The following is a 14,602-nucleotide window of genomic DNA, read 5'->3' on the forward strand; positions in this document are numbered from 1 at the left end:
CAGGGCCTTTCGTGTGTGATGCCCCGACCCCACCACATGCCGCTACGGCATGTGCAACAAACCCATCCAGGTGCCACCGGAGCCAGGCCCTGGCTGCCGCCGGGACCGATCAAGAACGACGAACCATCCGGGACGCAGAGTGACCACCGGCGGCCAGATCACTCCCGGCCGTATCCGCCTCTCTGTGGTGAGTCTGCGGTAGCAGATGAGGATGCGGGCGATGCCGGTGAAGGCCAGGAAGTGGGAACCGCACTGCGAGCGGGCGCCCGGCGTGGCCTCGGGCCTGGGTTGGACAGGCGTCAACAGCCTATGGCGCAAGCCGGAGATCAGTCAGTATCTGCGCTTGTGGGCAGCCATTCTCTCCAAAGGTCCGGCCGCCATCGATGTCCGCCGATTTCGTCCGGCGCTATCGTCAGCCGCTTCCCTCTGGTGCGGGCAGCGTCGCCCGGGGCACACCGCCGACAGTAGAGTTAGTGCCGCTCTCAGCGAAGACCCGTGGGGTCCCGCTGAGCTTTGCCGCTGCCTTGGGCCGAATACGATCCTGGCTCCCATCCCCGGAGGACTGGAAGTAGTGCAGAGATCCACACTGTCCGACTGTGTAACCGAGGATCACTTCGGCATCACTTGCGTGCGGAGACTCTCCCCCGGCGAGGTGCTTTCCCGACTGGGGGTCACTGATCAGGCGCCCTACCCGCTCTGTACGCCTGATGAGGCGTTGCAACGCTTCGAGTGGGACAAGGGAATACCCGCGGCCCGGGTGTGTTACGGCGGTGAATGGACCTTCCTTCTGGACGTCTGTGCACACGGCAGATTGCTGCAACCCTCAGTACTCACCCGGCTGTCGTTGGGCACCGAGGCGGTATCGGTGTGGCATCCGCTGACCGGTTCGACCCGGATCGCGCATGCATGCGACGGGGCACTCATGGCCAGCTTCGATACCTGGGCCGTCCATTTGACAGACGGCCAAGATGTTTCCCGTCTCAACCGTGCGCTGGCCGACGCCGGATTCTTCCCCGAGGATGACGAGGACTACCCGGACGACTGGACCGATTCGGCAGCTGCGCTGGTGGTACTGGAACGCGAGTTCGGCCTGGAACTTTCCCCTCAAGTGGCCAAGGGGGCCCTTCCGGCGGTCAGCCTTCAGCACCTTCAGGGATGACCGCCGGAGGTAGTTGTCACACCAGATCAGGGCTCGATGCTCAACCAGAAGCCGTCACCGTCTGCGAGTAGCTGACTTTTGATGAATGTACTGTAGGCCTGCCCTCCCAGGTCGGTGTTGAGTTTGCTGGGAATGTGACCTCTCACGCACTTCTCGGTACCGGTGATTGTTCCGATGGGCGTCACGGTGGGCCAGTCCCTGGGCAGATCACCAGTGGTACCGGCACGCACGGCGGTCACCTGGGCGCAGTCTTTGCCGTGGCTGACCCCGTTGAGGGCTGCGCTTTCGTAGGTGGCGGCGAAGGGGAACTCGTCACAAGTGTCCTCTTGCACGTTCGGGTCTTCGGTGAACTTGTTGGTTCCGCAGATCGCGTTCCGGTTGTTCACTTGCTCTGATCTTTTCTGCAGACGGTGCAGGGGTTCACGCCCGGGGCCGGCTCGTGGGCGGCGCGCTCGTGCCAGGCGCGCCGGGGCCCGGCCGGCCGGCCCGAGCGGCACTACCCGCCCTGGCCGCCGCCCCGGTCGCGCCGGAACGCCCGGCGCGCGCCCAGCCACACCGCGGCGAGAGCGGCCACCGCGAAGCCGCCGAGGAGCAGGCCGCCGTCCCGCGCCATGTCCGACGCGCCACCGGCGTCACCGGAGCCGCCGTCACCGTTCCGCCCGTCCGCCCCGCTCGACGGCCCGCCGCCGTCGCCGTCGCCGTTCCCGGACGTCTCCGCGTCCACCAGCGGTCCCTCGGCCGTCCGGAGAGTCCCCTACTGCAACCTCCGGGCCGGACGATCCGCGGTGAGCGGGAGGACAGCTGCGGCCAGCCCGGCAGTTCCCAGAGCGACTGCCGCGATGAACGCAGGTGGGTGGGCGGGCTCGTGCAACGGCCATGCCCACCGTGCGGGGATCCCGCCGTGTACGCCGAACGCCGCGCACGCGATGGGGACTACCGCAGTGATCGTGGCCGCGACGGGAGGGCTGGTCAGGAGGCGCAGCAACAGGGCGAGTCCGAGGTAGCCCAGAAAGTTCCGGGCCATGCCCGTGGCCAGGATGTGCCCGGTCATGGTGGAGATGAGCCAGCCTCCGGCGAACATCACGAGTGTGCACGCGGTCATGAGTGCGGCGTCGCTCAGTGCTACGGGGCGCACGGCCGTCGTCTCGATGGCGTTGTCTGCGCGGGACTGGCCGTGCAGGATGAGGAACACCGGTGCCAGGGGCAGCAGGAACGGCAGGGGAAGCGAGAAGGACATTCCGCCTACGAAGACCGGTACCGGTACCTGGACGGAGTCAGCTGTGGCGCCGAGTACCAGGCAGATCACGAGGCCGGCGCAGATCGCGGGCACGCGCCGGACGCGAAGCCACCAGTCCATGGTTGTTTCTTTCTGTCGGTTGGCTCGTCGTGGCGAGATCAGGGGCGCTCTGCGTCAAGAACTGGCTGTAGGTCACACCGGGTGAGCGTCTTGGCGTTCTGCCGGAACCAGAGCCGTTGCTCCTGCGGGGGCCTTTCGAGGGCGCGTTCGGCAGCTTGGACTTCGGCAGGGGCGTAACGGGTGGCGACGACCTCGGGGTCCGCGCCTGCGGTGATGGTGAGCCAGGCACTGAGGGGTCCGTGGGCTTGGTTTCCCGGCCACTCGCCGGTTCGGGCGCAGGCCGGGATCTCCCCCGGCAGTGCGCTCAGCGCGACCTGGGCGCGGATGTCGTCCGAGGTTGGTGTCGAGGCGCGGGGCGACAGTTGTGCTGCGGTGGTGACGCCGACGGCGGTCAGACGGTTGTGGGCGTCCGTCGCCCATGTGGCGACGTCCTTGGCGGCGGCGCGCTGTTCGGGCCAGAGGCAGATCTGTGGGTGGGCGCCGGAACAGGTGCGGGCGGTGGTAGAGCGGGGTTCAGCCGCGCTGTAGCCGAGGGGATTGACGATCCATGCCGAGCCGGCCACGGTGATGGCCAAGAGCACGGGAGCGAGGAGTCGCGGTCCCCGTCCTCGCGCCGTCACCAGCCAGGCAGCCACGAGCAGTCCGACGGCGACCAGTGCCGGGGCGATGATGCTGCGTGGTGCAGCCACTTGATCCAGCTCGCAGCACTCGGCCAGGTTTGTACCGTTCAGTTGCCGGACCCAGAAAACGTTCATCGCCGCTGGATACGCCATCCACACGAAGCTCCCCACCAGGGCCACAGGCACGGCCGGCAGCCGGGGAAGATGGAGACCGAGGACGTATCCGACGGCGGTGTGCGCGGTCACGACCGCCAGTTGGAGGGCGACGATCGCCGCTGTGGTCCCATCGGGGCTGCCTGCGGCCTGCGGCAGGAGAAGTCCGAGGGAGAGCACGACCGCAAGGACTCCCAGGGCAAGAGTGGGGGCCAGCGTGACGAGGGAGACGCTGGTGAAGGTCCGTGCGGGTGCCCCTTGCAGAGCCCGTGACTGCCGGATCCGCACTCCTTCCCAGGCAGCGCAGGCAGCCACGGCCGGTGCGGTCCACACCAGGAGGGTCGAGCTCTGCCCAGCGACCGAATCCCAGTACCCACGGGTCACCAGCTCGGTGACACTGTCGCGATAGGCAAACAGCCAGAGGACCAGCAAGAGCCCGATACGAGGGGCGATCGATACCCGCAGGACGGTACTCCATGGCATGGTTACGCCTCCCCCTTGACCAGACCGGTATAAGCGGCCTCGGCACGGCGTCCCGACGCCACCTGCTGGGGAGCGAGGCCGAGGAAGGAGATGGTCGACCCCTCAAAGAGGATTTCCCCGCGATCGAGGAGCACGACCGAGTCGTAGCTGTCCTCCAGATCTTCCGTCTGGTGGGTGGAGACCACAAAACTCGCCTGGTCCTTGAGGTCCTCCAGAAGGCCGCGAAATACCTTGCGCTGTGTCGGATCAAGGCCGGCGGTCGGTTCATCCATCAGTACCACTCGTGCCGAGTGCACCAGTGTCTGGGCGATGCCGAGGCGACGTAACTGGCCCCCCGACAACTGCTCAGCGGAGCGTTCGGCCAGCTCGTCCAGCCCTACCTGCTTGATCGCCCCCAGCGACCTGTCCCACGCCTCCCGTCTGGACAAGCCCTTCAGCCATCCGGCGTACGCCGCCTGCTCCCTGACCCTCAGCCCCGGAACCGGAGTCACCTGCTGCGGCAGCCAGCCAACCTGCTGCCGGTACCGCTTCAGGTCCCGCCGTTTGCTCGTGTCAAGGCCACCAAGCGTCACACGGCCCGCGCTGGGTTTCAGGGCGGAGGCAAGGAGACCCAGCAACGTCGACTTTCCGGCGCCGTTCGGGCCGAGGAGCACCACACACCCTGACGGCAAGGCAAGTGTCAGATCAGCCAGAACAAGAGCTCGGCGTCGGTAGCCGAAGCAACAGTGCGAGACGTGGATGGGCATTCAGTCCTTCTATCGACTTCCGTGAGAGTGGCCCCTCAGAAGAACCGAGGGGCCACTGCGGTCGGTCTGATCGGGCGGTCGATCCTTCTGCCTGGCGCCTTACTCATTGTCGAGCTTGCAGGGTTGCCACCGGGCCTTATTGACGAGTAGCTACGTCATCTCCGGCCCATGCAGGCCCGACTCGCCGGGGCCGCCGGGGTTGGTGAGGAGCACGCCGTGCCGCCGGCCGGGGGCCGTGGCCACGATGCGGACCTGTCGGGCGGGGGGCGGTGGAAGGCGCGTCGGGGCGCGGGGCTGTCCCGACGCGGCACACCCCGGGCCGGCTCGTGGGCGGCCCGGTCAGGCGGGGCGCGCCGGGGCCCGGCCGGCTGGAGCGGCACTACCCGCCCTGGGCGCCGCCCCGGTCGCGCCGGAACGCCCGGCGCGCGCCCAGCCACACCGCGGCGAGAGCGGCCACCGCGAAGCCGCCGAGGAGCAGGCCGCCGTCCCGCACCATGTCCGACGCACCACCGGCGTCACCGGAGCCGCCGGCGCCGTTCCGTCCGTCCGCCCCGCTCGACGGCCCGCCGCCGCCACCGCCGTCACCGTCACCGTTCCCGGACTTCTCCTCGTCCGCCACCGAGTCCGGGAGGAGCTCGCCCCGCAGTTCGACCCGCGTCACCGTCGAGCGCAGCCCCTCCGAGCCGAACATCAGCGCGCGGCCGTCGGCCGTGAACGTCACGGACTCGCCCTGCCGTTGCACGGGCACACCGGGGCGGGTGCCGAGCTTCTCGGGCCTGCCGTCCCGCCAGCGGTAGGCGCTGCCGCCGAAGTAGCCGCGCACCACCAGCCGGCTGCCGTCCGGGGAGAAGGCGGCGTCGGTGGCCCAGTCGGAGAGGTCCGCGATCCGCCGGAAGGTGTTGATCCCGGAGGTGGAGGGCTCGGCCGGGCCCTCGTAGAGCGCGCCGCCCTCCTGCTTCTTGCTGACGATGTACATGCGGCCGGTCTCCGGATGCACCATCAGCGACTCGGCGTCCCGCGGGCCGTCCTCGTAGCGGACGGTGTAGCGGGTGGGGGTGACCGTGGTGTCCCGCAGCTTCTCCGGCTCCTTGAAGCGGTACACCCACACCTCGGGCCACCTGCCGCCGAAGTTGTCCCCGATGTCGCCGAGGTACAGGGTGCCGTCCGGGCCGGTGGAGATGGCCTCCACGTCACGGGGGTCGACCCCGGCGAGGGTGACGGTGGCGACCGTACGGCCCGTGGAGCTGTCGACGGCGTAGACGTACGGGCCGTCCTCGCTGTCGTTGTGCGTCCAGAACACCCCCGGGTGGATGCGGCTGGCCGCGAGACCGCTGGACTCCGTGATGCGCTCGTCCTCGATCCGGAACGTCCCGGGCTCGCCCGGGTCCGCCCCGGGGGCCGCGGCGGAGACGCCCGCGGACGGGCCCGCGATCAGGAGCAGCGCGGCGAGAGCGCCCGCGAACAGGCTCGGCGGGTACCGGCGGACGGCCCGCCCGGACGACGGGGACAGACGAGGCATGGGACAAGCCTGCCACCCCCGGCAGGCGGGCAGCGCCCGGTCGCGGGCTGTTGGCCGGTTCCTGGACGATGTCCGGATGCGCATCCTTCCCGTGGGCGACTCCATGACCATCGGAAGCGCCGGGGAGCACACCTGGCGCCACCGCCTGTGGCGGCACCTGCGGGGGCGGCCCGGGGGCCCGTTCCGGTTCGTCGGCCCCCGCAGCGCGCTGTGGGACCCGCGGGCCGGCGCGGCCGTCTCCCACGGGTACGCCGACCCGTCCTTCCCGGCGCCCGACCGCCACCACCTCGCCGGCTGGGGCGAGGGCTGGCTGCACATGGCGCCGCTGATCCGCGAGACGGTGACCGCGCACCGTCCCGACCTGCTGCTGGTCTCCCTGGGCCTGATCGACCTCGGCTTCTACACGGACGCCGGCCAGACGGCGGTGAACGTCCGCCGGTTCCTGACGGAGGCACGGGCCGCGGACCCGGGCGTGCGGATGGTGCTGCTGCCCGTGCTCCCCAACTCCCGGGCCGTGGACGACCCGGCCTTCGCCGCACAGGTCGGGAGGTTCAACCGGCTGCTGGAGGAGATGGTGAGCGGGGACGGGGACGGGGACGGGGACGGGGACGGGGACGGGGACGGCAGCGGGGGCGGGGACGCCGGCGGAAGCGCGGTCCGGGCGGGCCTGGAGGGGCCGCGCCTCGTACTGGCCGCGCCGCCCCCCGGATGGGATCTGCTCCGGGACACCTACGACGGGACACACCCCGGCGTCCGCGGTGAGCACCGCCTGGCGGCGGCCTTCGCCGACGCACTCCACCGGACCTGGGGGATCGGCGGGCCGTACGGGGCGGACCGGTGGGAGCGCCCGGAGGAATCCCGTGGCACGGAACCGCCGGACGGAACCGCGCCGGCGCTTCCGGCCCCACGGGAGCCGTCGGATCCGGGAGAGCGGCCGGTCCGGCGGGAGGCGGCGCTGCCCACGGCCGGGTGAGAACGGCGGGTGGCGGCGGTCCCGGGGCGGAATCCGGCGAGCGCCGTCGTCCGGTGGGCCCCGTGTGGCCCCGGGTGCGGTCCGCGGCGGCGCCGTGGCCGACGGCTCCGGCGGGTGGCCCTTGCTTCGAGTGCGCTCCAGGGCGTTGGCTGTGGCCATGGAGTACACGCACCTGGGACGCACCGGGCTCAAGGTCAGCCGACTCGTGCTCGGCACGATGAACTTCGGGCCGGTCACCGACGAGGCCGGAAGTCACTCGATCATGGATGCCGCGCTCGACGCGGGCGTCAACTTCTTCGACACCGCCAATGTCTACGGCTGGGCCGAGAACAAGGGCCGCACCGAGGAGATCGTCGGCAGCTGGCTCGCCAAGGGCGGCGACCGCCGGGACAAGGTCGTCCTCGCCACCAAGGTCTACGGGCACATGGGCCCCGACGGCCCGGTCTGGCCCAACCACGACAAGCTCTCCGCCCTCAACATCCGCCGTGCCGTGGAGGGAAGCCTCCGGCGCCTCGGCACGGACCACATCGACCTCTACCAGTTCCACCACGTCGACCGGTCCGCCCCGTGGGACGAGATCTGGCAGGCGATGGACGTCCTCGTGCAGCAGGGCAAGGTCCTCTACGTCGGGTCGTCCAACTTCGCCGGCTGGAACATCGCGCAGGCCAACGAGGCCGCGCGGCGGCGCGGCCGGCTCGGGCTGGTCAGTGAGCAGTGCCTCTACAACCTCTGCGAGCGCCGCGCCGAGATGGAGGTGGTGCCGGCCGCGGAGAACTACGGGCTGGGGGTCATCCCCTGGTCGCCGCTCCACGGCGGACTGCTCGGCGGCGCCATCCGCAAGGAGCGGGAGGGCGGCGCGGGCCGGACCGCCTCCGGCCGGGCGGCCGACGCGCTCAAGAACACCGCGCAGCGTGAGCAGATCCAGGCTTACGAGGACCTGCTCGACCAGCACGGCCTGGAGCCGGGCGAGGTGGCACTGGCCTGGCTGCTGACCCGCCCCGGCGTGACGGGACCGATCGTCGGACCGCGCACGACGGAGCAGCTGGCCTCGGCGGTGCGCGCGGTGGAGCTGGACCTTTCCGAGGAGGTGCTGGCCTCCCTGGACGAGATCTTCCCCGGGCCGGGCCCGTCACCGGAGGCGTTCGCCTGGTAGGAGGCGGATCGGGGGCCGGGGCCGCCCCCGAACTGGGGCCGGGGAGCCGGGGCCGGGGCTGATCCCGGCCCCGGTTCTCCGGCTTTGGCCCTGGGGCCGGTTCTCCGGCCTTGGCCCCTGGGGCCGGTTCTCCCGCCCTGGTCCTCGGCCTGGTGCTCCCGCCCTCGTGCTCGGCCGGTGCTCCGGCCCCGGCGCCCGGGCCCTCGGCGTCCCGGCCGGGCGCAGGGCCCTGGCCTCGCGCCCCGGGGACCGGCCCTGGGGCCGGTCCCCGGGGCGCCGTCAGCGCAGCACGGACGCCACCACGACGACGGCCAGCATCAGGAGGAGCGCGCCGCTGACGATCAGCGTTCTGGTCTTGGGATCCACGCCCTGAAGGTTAGCCCCGGCGCCGTCCCGGGCTCGGAGCGGGGCACGGGCGGGGCGGGGGCGGGAGCGGTACCCGGCTTCCCGCAGCGGCCCTTCCCACAGCGGCCGGTGAGTCGCGCGGGACGGCGGGGGCGCCGGCCGAGAAGCGGGCGGGGACCGTGATCAGGGCGGGGACACCGGAGAAGAGGGTGCCGGAGAAGGTGTTCCCGGCGCAGGGGGCCCCGGGGACGGTGATCCCGGCGCAGGGGGTCCCGGTGTCTGAGACCCCTCCGCCGGAGGGGCCGGCCCGCCGAGCGGCCAGAGGGCGACCGTCTCGTAGTGCGGCTGGGCGCCGGGCACCCCGGGGGCGGGCGGATGGCTGCGGATCAGCTCCAGTGCGGGGACGGTCCAGGCGCTCCCCGTGAAGCCGGCCAGTGCCCCGGCGAAGGGGCGGAGGTCCACGGGTGCGCTGTTCCGGGTGCGGGCCAGGGTCAGGTGAGGGGTGAAGCGGGGCGGCTCGTCCGGCAGGACGAGGCCCGCACGCCGGCCGGCGGCGACGGCCGTGGCCGCGAGCCGGGAGATCCCGGCGGTGTCCCCGCGGACCCCGGCCCACAGCGCCCGCTGCCCGAAGCGGCCCGCGCCGGACAGGCCCAGCTCGAACGGGGGGTGCCGGTGTGCGGCGCGCGCGAGCCGCCGGTGCAGGCCGGGCAGCGGTTCCGCGGCCACCTCGCCGAAGAAGGCGAGGGTGAGGTGCCAGCCGTGGCGGTGGGTCCAGCGCAGCCGGTCGGCGCCCGGGATCTCCCGCAGCGCGGCGACGGCGGCGGCGAGTTCCCCGGCCACCGGGTCCGGGGGCACCACGGCGGCGAAGAGTCTCATACGGGCAGTGTCCCCCGGAGCCCTCCGGAGTCCCCGGAGGGGCCGTCCCCCGGCGGACGCACCGGCGTCTCCCCGGCGGCGCCCGGCGTACCCGTACGCCCTCGCCCCGCCCGGCAGGCCCGTACGCCCCCGGCCCCGGCCGGCGCCCCCTCGCCGCCCGGTGGCCGTCCGGCCGCCCACGCGGTTCTCACCCCGTCGCCGCCAGTTCCTTCTTCCGCGGCGGGCGCTCGACGAAGGCCACCCGAGGCCGTCCCCGGCGCAGCACCACCTTCAGGCGGAGGCCGCCGATGCGGGCCAGGATCAGGCCGACGCCGAGCGCGGCACCGGCCGAGATCAGGCCACCGGCGAGGAAGCCGATCCGGGCGCCGTAGGTGTCGGTGACCCAGCCGAGGAGCGGGGCGCCCAGCGGGGTGCCACCCATGAAGACCATCATGTAGAGGGCCATCACCCGGCCCCGCATGGCCGGGTCGGTGGCGAGCTGCACGCTGGAGTTGGCGGTGACGTTGATCGTCATGCCGAGCATGCCGATGGCCACCAGCAGTACCGCGAAGATCCAGAAGCCCGGGGCCGCCGCCGCCGTGATCTCCAGCAGGCCGAAGAGCAGCGCCGCGCCGACCAGCAGCCGGAGCCGGGAGGTGCCGCGCCGGGCGGCGAGCAGGGCACCGGCCAGCGACCCCACCGCCATCAGGGTGTTGAGCAGGCCGTAGGTGCCCGCGTCGCCGTGGAACACGGTGTCCACGAAGGCCGTCAGCCAGATCGCGAAGTTGAAGCCGAAGGTGCCGATGAAGCCGACGAGGACGATCGGCCACAGCAACTCCGGCCGCCTCGCGACGTAGCGCAGCCCGTCCCGGAGCTGCCCCTTGCCGCGTGGTGCGCGGGTGACCTCCTGGAGTTCCTCGCGGCGCATCAGCAGCAGGGCGGTGATCGGCGCGAGGAAGGACAGGCCGTTGGCCATGAAGGCCCAGCCGCTGCCCACGGCGCTGATCGTCACACCGGCGACGGCGGGGCCGATGATCCGCGCGGACTGGAAGTTGGCCGAGTTGAGGCTGACGGCGTTGCGCAGGTCCTCCGGGCCCACCATCTCGGCGGCGAACGCCTGGCGGGCGGGGTTGTCGACGACGGTCGCCAGGCCGAGCAGCAGCGCCATGAGGTAGACGTGCCAGACCTGGACGTGCCCGCTGAGGGTGAGGACGGCGAGGGCGAGGCCGGTGAGGCCCATGGCCGACTGGGTCACCAGCAGCAGCCGCCGCCGGGAGAAGCGGTCGGCGATCACGCCGCCGTAGAGGCCGAGCACCAGCATGGGGAGGAACTGGAGCGCGGTGGTGATGCCCACGGCCGTGGAGGACCCGGTGAGGCTGAGGACCAGCCAGTCCTGGGCGATGCGCTGCATCCAGGTACCCGTGTTGGACACGAGCTGGCCGGAGGCGAAGAGCCGGTAGTTGCGGTTGCGCAGCGAGCTGAACATGGACTTGCGGGGACCGGTGCCGCCGCGCCCCGTTCCCTCCCCGGTGCCACTTTCCCCGGCGTCACCTCCCCTGGCGTCACTTCCCCCGGTGTCACCGCCCCTGGCTCCGGTGGCCGCCGTACCGCCGGGGGCGGGGGTGGTGGCGGCGATGCCGGCCCCGGTCGTCGCGTCGGTCGCGGCGGCCTCGGCTGCCTCGGCGGCGGTGGCCGTCGCCGTGACGGCGGGATCGGGGACGGGGAGCTCGGGGGCCGGAGGCTCGGGGGCGGCGGGTTCAGGGGGCGTGGGCCCGGGGCCGGCCGCCGCGGCGGCGGGCTCGATGGATCCGGCGGGTCCGGTGGGCCCGGGCGCGCCGTCGTGGCGGGCGGATTCCGTTCCCGGTCCGGTGGCCGCCGCGGGCGGGCCGGGGTGCGGGGCGGGCCGGTCCGTGGAACGGGGGCGGGGCCCGGAGGGGGAATCGGGGGTGGGACGAGAAGGGGAGTGGTCGGGCAGGGGAACGGGTGCGGAGGGTGTTCCGGGTCCCGTACTCAAAGTGCGTCGCCTCCTCAGCGAGGGTGTCACCGGACAGGGCACTGCGTTCAAGCTCGGTGTTCGGGGACTGTGTCCAGCTCGGTGTTCGGCTCGGTGTTCACGCTCTGCGTCCGGACGCACGGTCCGGGCATCGCGGTCGGGCGCCGGGGCTTCGGGTACCGGCTTCGGGCACCTTCCACACCGGCGCCCGGCGCTACATCTGGGCCAGCTTGTCGAGGATGGGCGCGGCCGCGCGGACGGTCGCCCACTCCTCCTCGGTGAGCCCCTCGGCCAGCTCGGCGAGCCAGGCGTTGCGCCTGCGGCGGCTCTCCTCCAGCATCGACTCGGCCCGTTCGGTCCGGGTGACCACCTTCTGGCGGCGGTCCTCCGGGTGGGGCTCCATCCGGACCAGCCCTTTGGTCTCCAGCAGGGCGACGATGCGCGTCATCGACGGCGGCTGCACATGCTCCTTGCGAGCCAGTTCCCCGGGGGTGGCGCTGCCGCAGCGGGCCAGCGTGCCGAGGACGGACATCTCGGTGGGGGTCAGCGATTCGTCGACCCGCTGGTGCCGGAGCCGACGGGACAGGCGCATGACTGCGGAGCGCAGGGCGCTCACGGCGACAGCGTCGTCGCCGGCGGATAGGTCGGGCATGGTTATTAGCGTAACTCATTACTCTAGCTAAATACAGCCCGGGGGGCTCGGCCACCAGTGCCCCGCCGAACGGGTGAGCGCGCCGCCCGTCCGGGGGACCGGCCCGGGCCCCCTGCACCCACCCCGGCCTGGGACACCTCCGCCCCCGCTCCCGTCCGGCGGCTCCGCGCCGCTCCCGGCCCGGCCCGCACCCCCGGCCCGCGCGGTGGGGCCGCCCGCGCCCGTCGCGCCTACGGCGAAGCGCCCGGAACACGAGGTTCCGGGCGCTCGCGGGTGACGCGCGACGGCGGCTCAGCTGACGCCGAGCAGTTGCTCGATCGGGCCGAGCAGGAAGTACACCAGGAAGCACAGGCCGACGACGTGGAGCAGCCACGGCACCGTGCGGATCTTGCCGGTGGCGGCGCGCAGCAGGATGAAGGAGAGCACGCCGAGGCCGATGCCGTTGGTGATGGAGTACGTGAACGGCATCGAGATCATCGTCAGGAAGGCGGGGATCGCGACGGTCGGGTCGTCCCACTCGACCGCCCGGATGTTGGCCGCCATGATCAGGAACCCGACCACCACCAGCGCCGGGGTCGCCGCCTGCGAGGGCACCACGAGGGCCAGGGGCGTGAAGACCAGCGCCAGCAGGAAGAGACCACCGGTCACGAGGTTCGCCAGGCCCGTCCGGGCACCCTCGCCGACGCCCGCCGTGGACTCGACGTAACAGGTGTTGGCCGAGGCGGAGCCGAAGCCGCCGCCGGCGACCGCCACGCCGTCCACCATCAGGATCCGCCCCATGCCCGGGACCTTGCCGTCCTTGCCGGTCAGCCCGGCCTCCTCGGAGACGCCGATGATGGTGCCCATCGCGTCGAAGAAGCCGGACAGCAGGACGGTGAAGACGAAGAGCGCGCCGGTGAGCACGCCCACCTCGGAGAAGCCGCCGAAGAGGCTCACCTCGCCGATCAGCCCGAAGTCCGGGGTGCTCACCACCGAGTCCGGCAACTCCGGGGTGGTGAGACCCCAGGCGCCGTCGGGTATCCGGGCGATCGCGTGGATGACGAGGGCGAGGACCGTCGTCGCCACGATGCTCAGCAGGATCGCGCCCTTCACCTTGCGGACCACCAGCACGAAGGTCAGCGCCAGGCCGACCACGAAGACCAGCACCGGCCAGCCCTCCAGCCGGCCCCCGACGCCGAGGCCCAGCGGGACGGTGGTGTGGGCGTTGTCGGGGTTGCGGGTGACGAAGCCCGCGTCGACCAGGCCGATGAGGGTGATGAAGAGGCCGATGCCGATGGCGATGGACCGGCGCAGCCCGGCGGGGATGGCGTCCAGGACGCGCTGCCGCAGGCCGGAGGCGACGAGGATCATCAGCACGAGGCCCGCGAGGACGACCATGCCCATCGCGTCCGGCCAGCTCATCTTGGGGGCGAGCTGGAGCGAGACGACGGCGTTGATGCCGAGGCCGGCGGCGAGCGCGATCGGGACGTTGCCGATGAGGCCCATCAGGATCGTGGAGAGCCCGGCGATCAGCGCGGTGGCCGTGACGAGCTGGCCCGTGTCCAGCTGATGCCCGAACTTGTCCGTGCCGGACCCGAGGATGATCGGGTTCAGTACGACGATGTAGGCCATGGCGAAGAAGGTCGCCAGACCGCCCCGCACCTCCCGGGAGACACCGGTACCGCGCTCGGTCAGCTTGAAGAAGCGGTCGAGCCCGTTCCTGGGGTGCGCGGGGGGCTGGGGTTCGACCGGGGTGGTGGTCGAGGACGGCATGTGGGAAACCTCGGCGGTGACGGGGACAGAGGCCGGGGGTGGCGGCCGAGCGGTCCCGAGCTGGAGGTTTCTACGAAACATTCGCGCCGACCCGGGACCGATTCAGTATGAATACCCGAGCCCGGGAGCGCCAGTCTCCGCGCGTAGACCCCGGCGGGCCCCCCGCTCCCAGGCTCTCCACGGCCCCCGCAGGGCCCCTCCGACCCGCTCGGCGGAGCCGCGACGGCGGGCCCCATAGACTGGCCGGGCCGGACACCCCGCGGCGGGCCGGTACACCTCGCGAAGCCGCGCACCGGATCCACCGGGAGCCCCCGGCCCGCCGGCTGCCGGCCGGCTCCCGGCCGGCGAGGACCTCCGCGCGGCGTGCGGCCCGCGCGGAACGGGATGAACCGCACGGACAGCACAGGCGGACGGCACAGGCGGACGGAACCGGAACGGCCGGCGGAACGGAAGGAACGGGGAGCAGCGATGGGCAGATGGACCCCCACCCACGAGGCGCCGGAGCCGCTGGAGGGGAACGTCGTCGCCGTCGTCACGGGCGGCACCCTCCTGTGGTTCGCGCTCTTCCTCGTCCAGCTCCCCTTCTACGGTGTGCTGCGCGACCACGGGCTGCTGTGGTGGCTGTGGACCTGCCTCGCCGGAGGGCTCCTGGGCTGCTACGGCGTCTGGTACGTCCGCCGCCGGGACGCGGCGATCAAGCGCGCGGCCGGGGAGCGGGAGACGCCGGGCGGCGAGAGCGCCCCGGCCCCCGGAGCGGCCCCCGGAGACACCCCGGCCCCCGGGGACGGCGGGCCCGGACCGCGCGGGGACGCCCCGTGATCCCCTACGGGGCCGGTCCCTCC

Annotated in this window: 14 protein-coding genes; 4 read left to right on the top strand and 10 right to left on the bottom strand. The window is 72.4% G+C overall.

The genetic code is table 11. The features are described from left to right. Positions 1–220: 220 nt before the first annotated feature. Positions 221–1,159, top strand: coding sequence for a DUF6461 domain-containing protein (locus HCK00_RS27340; protein WP_240965266.1), 939 nt, complete (start codon positions 221–223; stop codon positions 1,157–1,159). A 26-nt stretch (positions 1,160–1,185) separates the two neighbouring features. On the opposite strand, the gene HCK00_RS05200 is transcribed toward HCK00_RS27340, so the two are convergent. The 6 genes from HCK00_RS05200 to HCK00_RS05225 all read right to left on the bottom strand — a co-directional run bounded on the left by HCK00_RS05200 (position 1,186) and on the right by HCK00_RS05225 (position 6,037). After that, complete coding sequence (locus HCK00_RS05200) at positions 1,186–1,545, bottom strand: hypothetical protein (protein ID WP_206319953.1); 360 nt, start codon at positions 1,543–1,545, stop codon at positions 1,186–1,188. A gap of 110 nt (positions 1,546–1,655) precedes the next feature. Further along, entirely contained in the window at positions 1,656–1,883 is a 228-nt protein-coding gene (locus HCK00_RS05205) for a hypothetical protein (protein ID WP_168100551.1), read from the bottom strand. 30 nt (positions 1,884–1,913) lie between these two features. Next, positions 1,914–2,516, bottom strand: a complete 603-nt coding sequence (locus HCK00_RS05210) for a hypothetical protein (RefSeq protein WP_168100552.1) — start codon at positions 2,514–2,516, stop codon at positions 1,914–1,916. Positions 2,517–2,554: 38 nt separating this feature from the next. Continuing rightward, positions 2,555–3,772 carry a DUF7224 domain-containing protein gene (locus HCK00_RS05215; protein ID WP_168100553.1) on the bottom strand — a complete coding sequence of 406 codons (1,218 nt, stop codon included), beginning with the start codon at positions 3,770–3,772 and terminating at the stop codon, positions 2,555–2,557. 2 nt (positions 3,773–3,774) lie between these two features. After that, entirely contained in the window at positions 3,775–4,518 is a 744-nt protein-coding gene (locus HCK00_RS05220; protein WP_168100554.1) for an ATP-binding cassette domain-containing protein, read from the bottom strand. Positions 4,519–4,897: 379 nt separating this feature from the next. Then, positions 4,898–6,037 carry a YjiK family protein gene (locus tag HCK00_RS05225; protein WP_240965267.1) on the bottom strand — a complete coding sequence of 380 codons (1,140 nt, stop codon included), beginning with the start codon at positions 6,035–6,037 and terminating at the stop codon, positions 4,898–4,900. 76 nt (positions 6,038–6,113) lie between these two features. Here HCK00_RS05225 and HCK00_RS05230 point away from each other — a divergent pair, with 76 nt between their 5' ends. Both HCK00_RS05230 and HCK00_RS05235 read left to right on the top strand, forming a co-directional pair. Beyond that, positions 6,114–7,010, top strand: coding sequence for a GDSL-type esterase/lipase family protein (locus HCK00_RS05230; protein WP_168100555.1), 897 nt, complete (start codon positions 6,114–6,116; stop codon positions 7,008–7,010). A 157-nt stretch (positions 7,011–7,167) separates the two neighbouring features. After that, the gene (locus HCK00_RS05235) at positions 7,168–8,163 is read left to right on the top strand and encodes an aldo/keto reductase (protein ID WP_168100556.1); all 996 of its coding nucleotides are present in this window, start codon (positions 7,168–7,170) and stop codon (positions 8,161–8,163) included. 528 nt (positions 8,164–8,691) lie between these two features. Here the strand turns inward: HCK00_RS05235 and thpR are convergent. From thpR to HCK00_RS05255, 4 genes are all read right to left on the bottom strand, one after another. Beyond that, entirely contained in the window at positions 8,692–9,384 is a 693-nt protein-coding gene (gene thpR / locus HCK00_RS05240) for an RNA 2',3'-cyclic phosphodiesterase (RefSeq protein WP_168100557.1), read from the bottom strand. Between the two features lie 187 nt (positions 9,385–9,571). Further along, the gene (locus tag HCK00_RS05245) at positions 9,572–10,999 is read right to left on the bottom strand and encodes an MFS transporter (protein ID WP_311765173.1); all 1,428 of its coding nucleotides are present in this window, start codon (positions 10,997–10,999) and stop codon (positions 9,572–9,574) included. Positions 11,000–11,570: 571 nt separating this feature from the next. Further along, positions 11,571–12,008, bottom strand: a complete 438-nt coding sequence (locus tag HCK00_RS05250; protein WP_168100558.1) for a MarR family winged helix-turn-helix transcriptional regulator — start codon at positions 12,006–12,008, stop codon at positions 11,571–11,573. Between the two features lie 291 nt (positions 12,009–12,299). Then, positions 12,300–13,760, bottom strand: a complete 1,461-nt coding sequence (locus HCK00_RS05255; RefSeq protein ID WP_168100559.1) for an NCS2 family permease — start codon at positions 13,758–13,760, stop codon at positions 12,300–12,302. A gap of 468 nt (positions 13,761–14,228) precedes the next feature. Here HCK00_RS05255 and HCK00_RS05260 point away from each other — a divergent pair, with 468 nt between their 5' ends. Then, positions 14,229–14,579, top strand: coding sequence for a DUF2530 domain-containing protein (locus tag HCK00_RS05260; protein WP_168100560.1), 351 nt, complete (start codon positions 14,229–14,231; stop codon positions 14,577–14,579). The last annotated feature ends 23 nt before the right edge of the window (positions 14,580–14,602 follow it).

The sequence above is a fragment of the Streptomyces zingiberis genome, assembly GCF_012034935.1.
In the GTDB taxonomy this organism is placed as follows: Bacteria; Actinomycetota; Actinomycetes; order Streptomycetales; family Streptomycetaceae; genus Streptomyces; species Streptomyces zingiberis.

Coding starts and splice junctions, on each gene's coding strand:
- HCK00_RS27340 (WP_240965266.1), top strand. CDS start 221: ATGCCGGTGAAGGCCAGGAAGTGGGAACCGCACTGCGAGCGGGCGCCC.
- HCK00_RS05210 (WP_168100552.1), bottom strand. CDS start 2,516: ATGGACTGGTGGCTTCGCGTCCGGCGCGTGCCCGCGATCTGCGCCGGC.
- HCK00_RS05215 (WP_168100553.1), bottom strand. CDS start 3,772: ATGCCATGGAGTACCGTCCTGCGGGTATCGATCGCCCCTCGTATCGGG.
- HCK00_RS05220 (WP_168100554.1), bottom strand. CDS start 4,518: ATGCCCATCCACGTCTCGCACTGTTGCTTCGGCTACCGACGCCGAGCT.
- HCK00_RS05225 (WP_240965267.1), bottom strand. CDS start 6,037: ATGCCTCGTCTGTCCCCGTCGTCCGGGCGGGCCGTCCGCCGGTACCCG.
- HCK00_RS05230 (WP_168100555.1), top strand. CDS start 6,114: ATGCGCATCCTTCCCGTGGGCGACTCCATGACCATCGGAAGCGCCGGG.
- HCK00_RS05235 (WP_168100556.1), top strand. CDS start 7,168: ATGGAGTACACGCACCTGGGACGCACCGGGCTCAAGGTCAGCCGACTC.
- thpR (WP_168100557.1), bottom strand. CDS start 9,384: ATGAGACTCTTCGCCGCCGTGGTGCCCCCGGACCCGGTGGCCGGGGAA.
- HCK00_RS05250 (WP_168100558.1), bottom strand. CDS start 12,008: ATGCCCGACCTATCCGCCGGCGACGACGCTGTCGCCGTGAGCGCCCTG.
- HCK00_RS05255 (WP_168100559.1), bottom strand. CDS start 13,760: ATGCCGTCCTCGACCACCACCCCGGTCGAACCCCAGCCCCCCGCGCAC.
- HCK00_RS05260 (WP_168100560.1), top strand. CDS start 14,229: ATGGGCAGATGGACCCCCACCCACGAGGCGCCGGAGCCGCTGGAGGGG.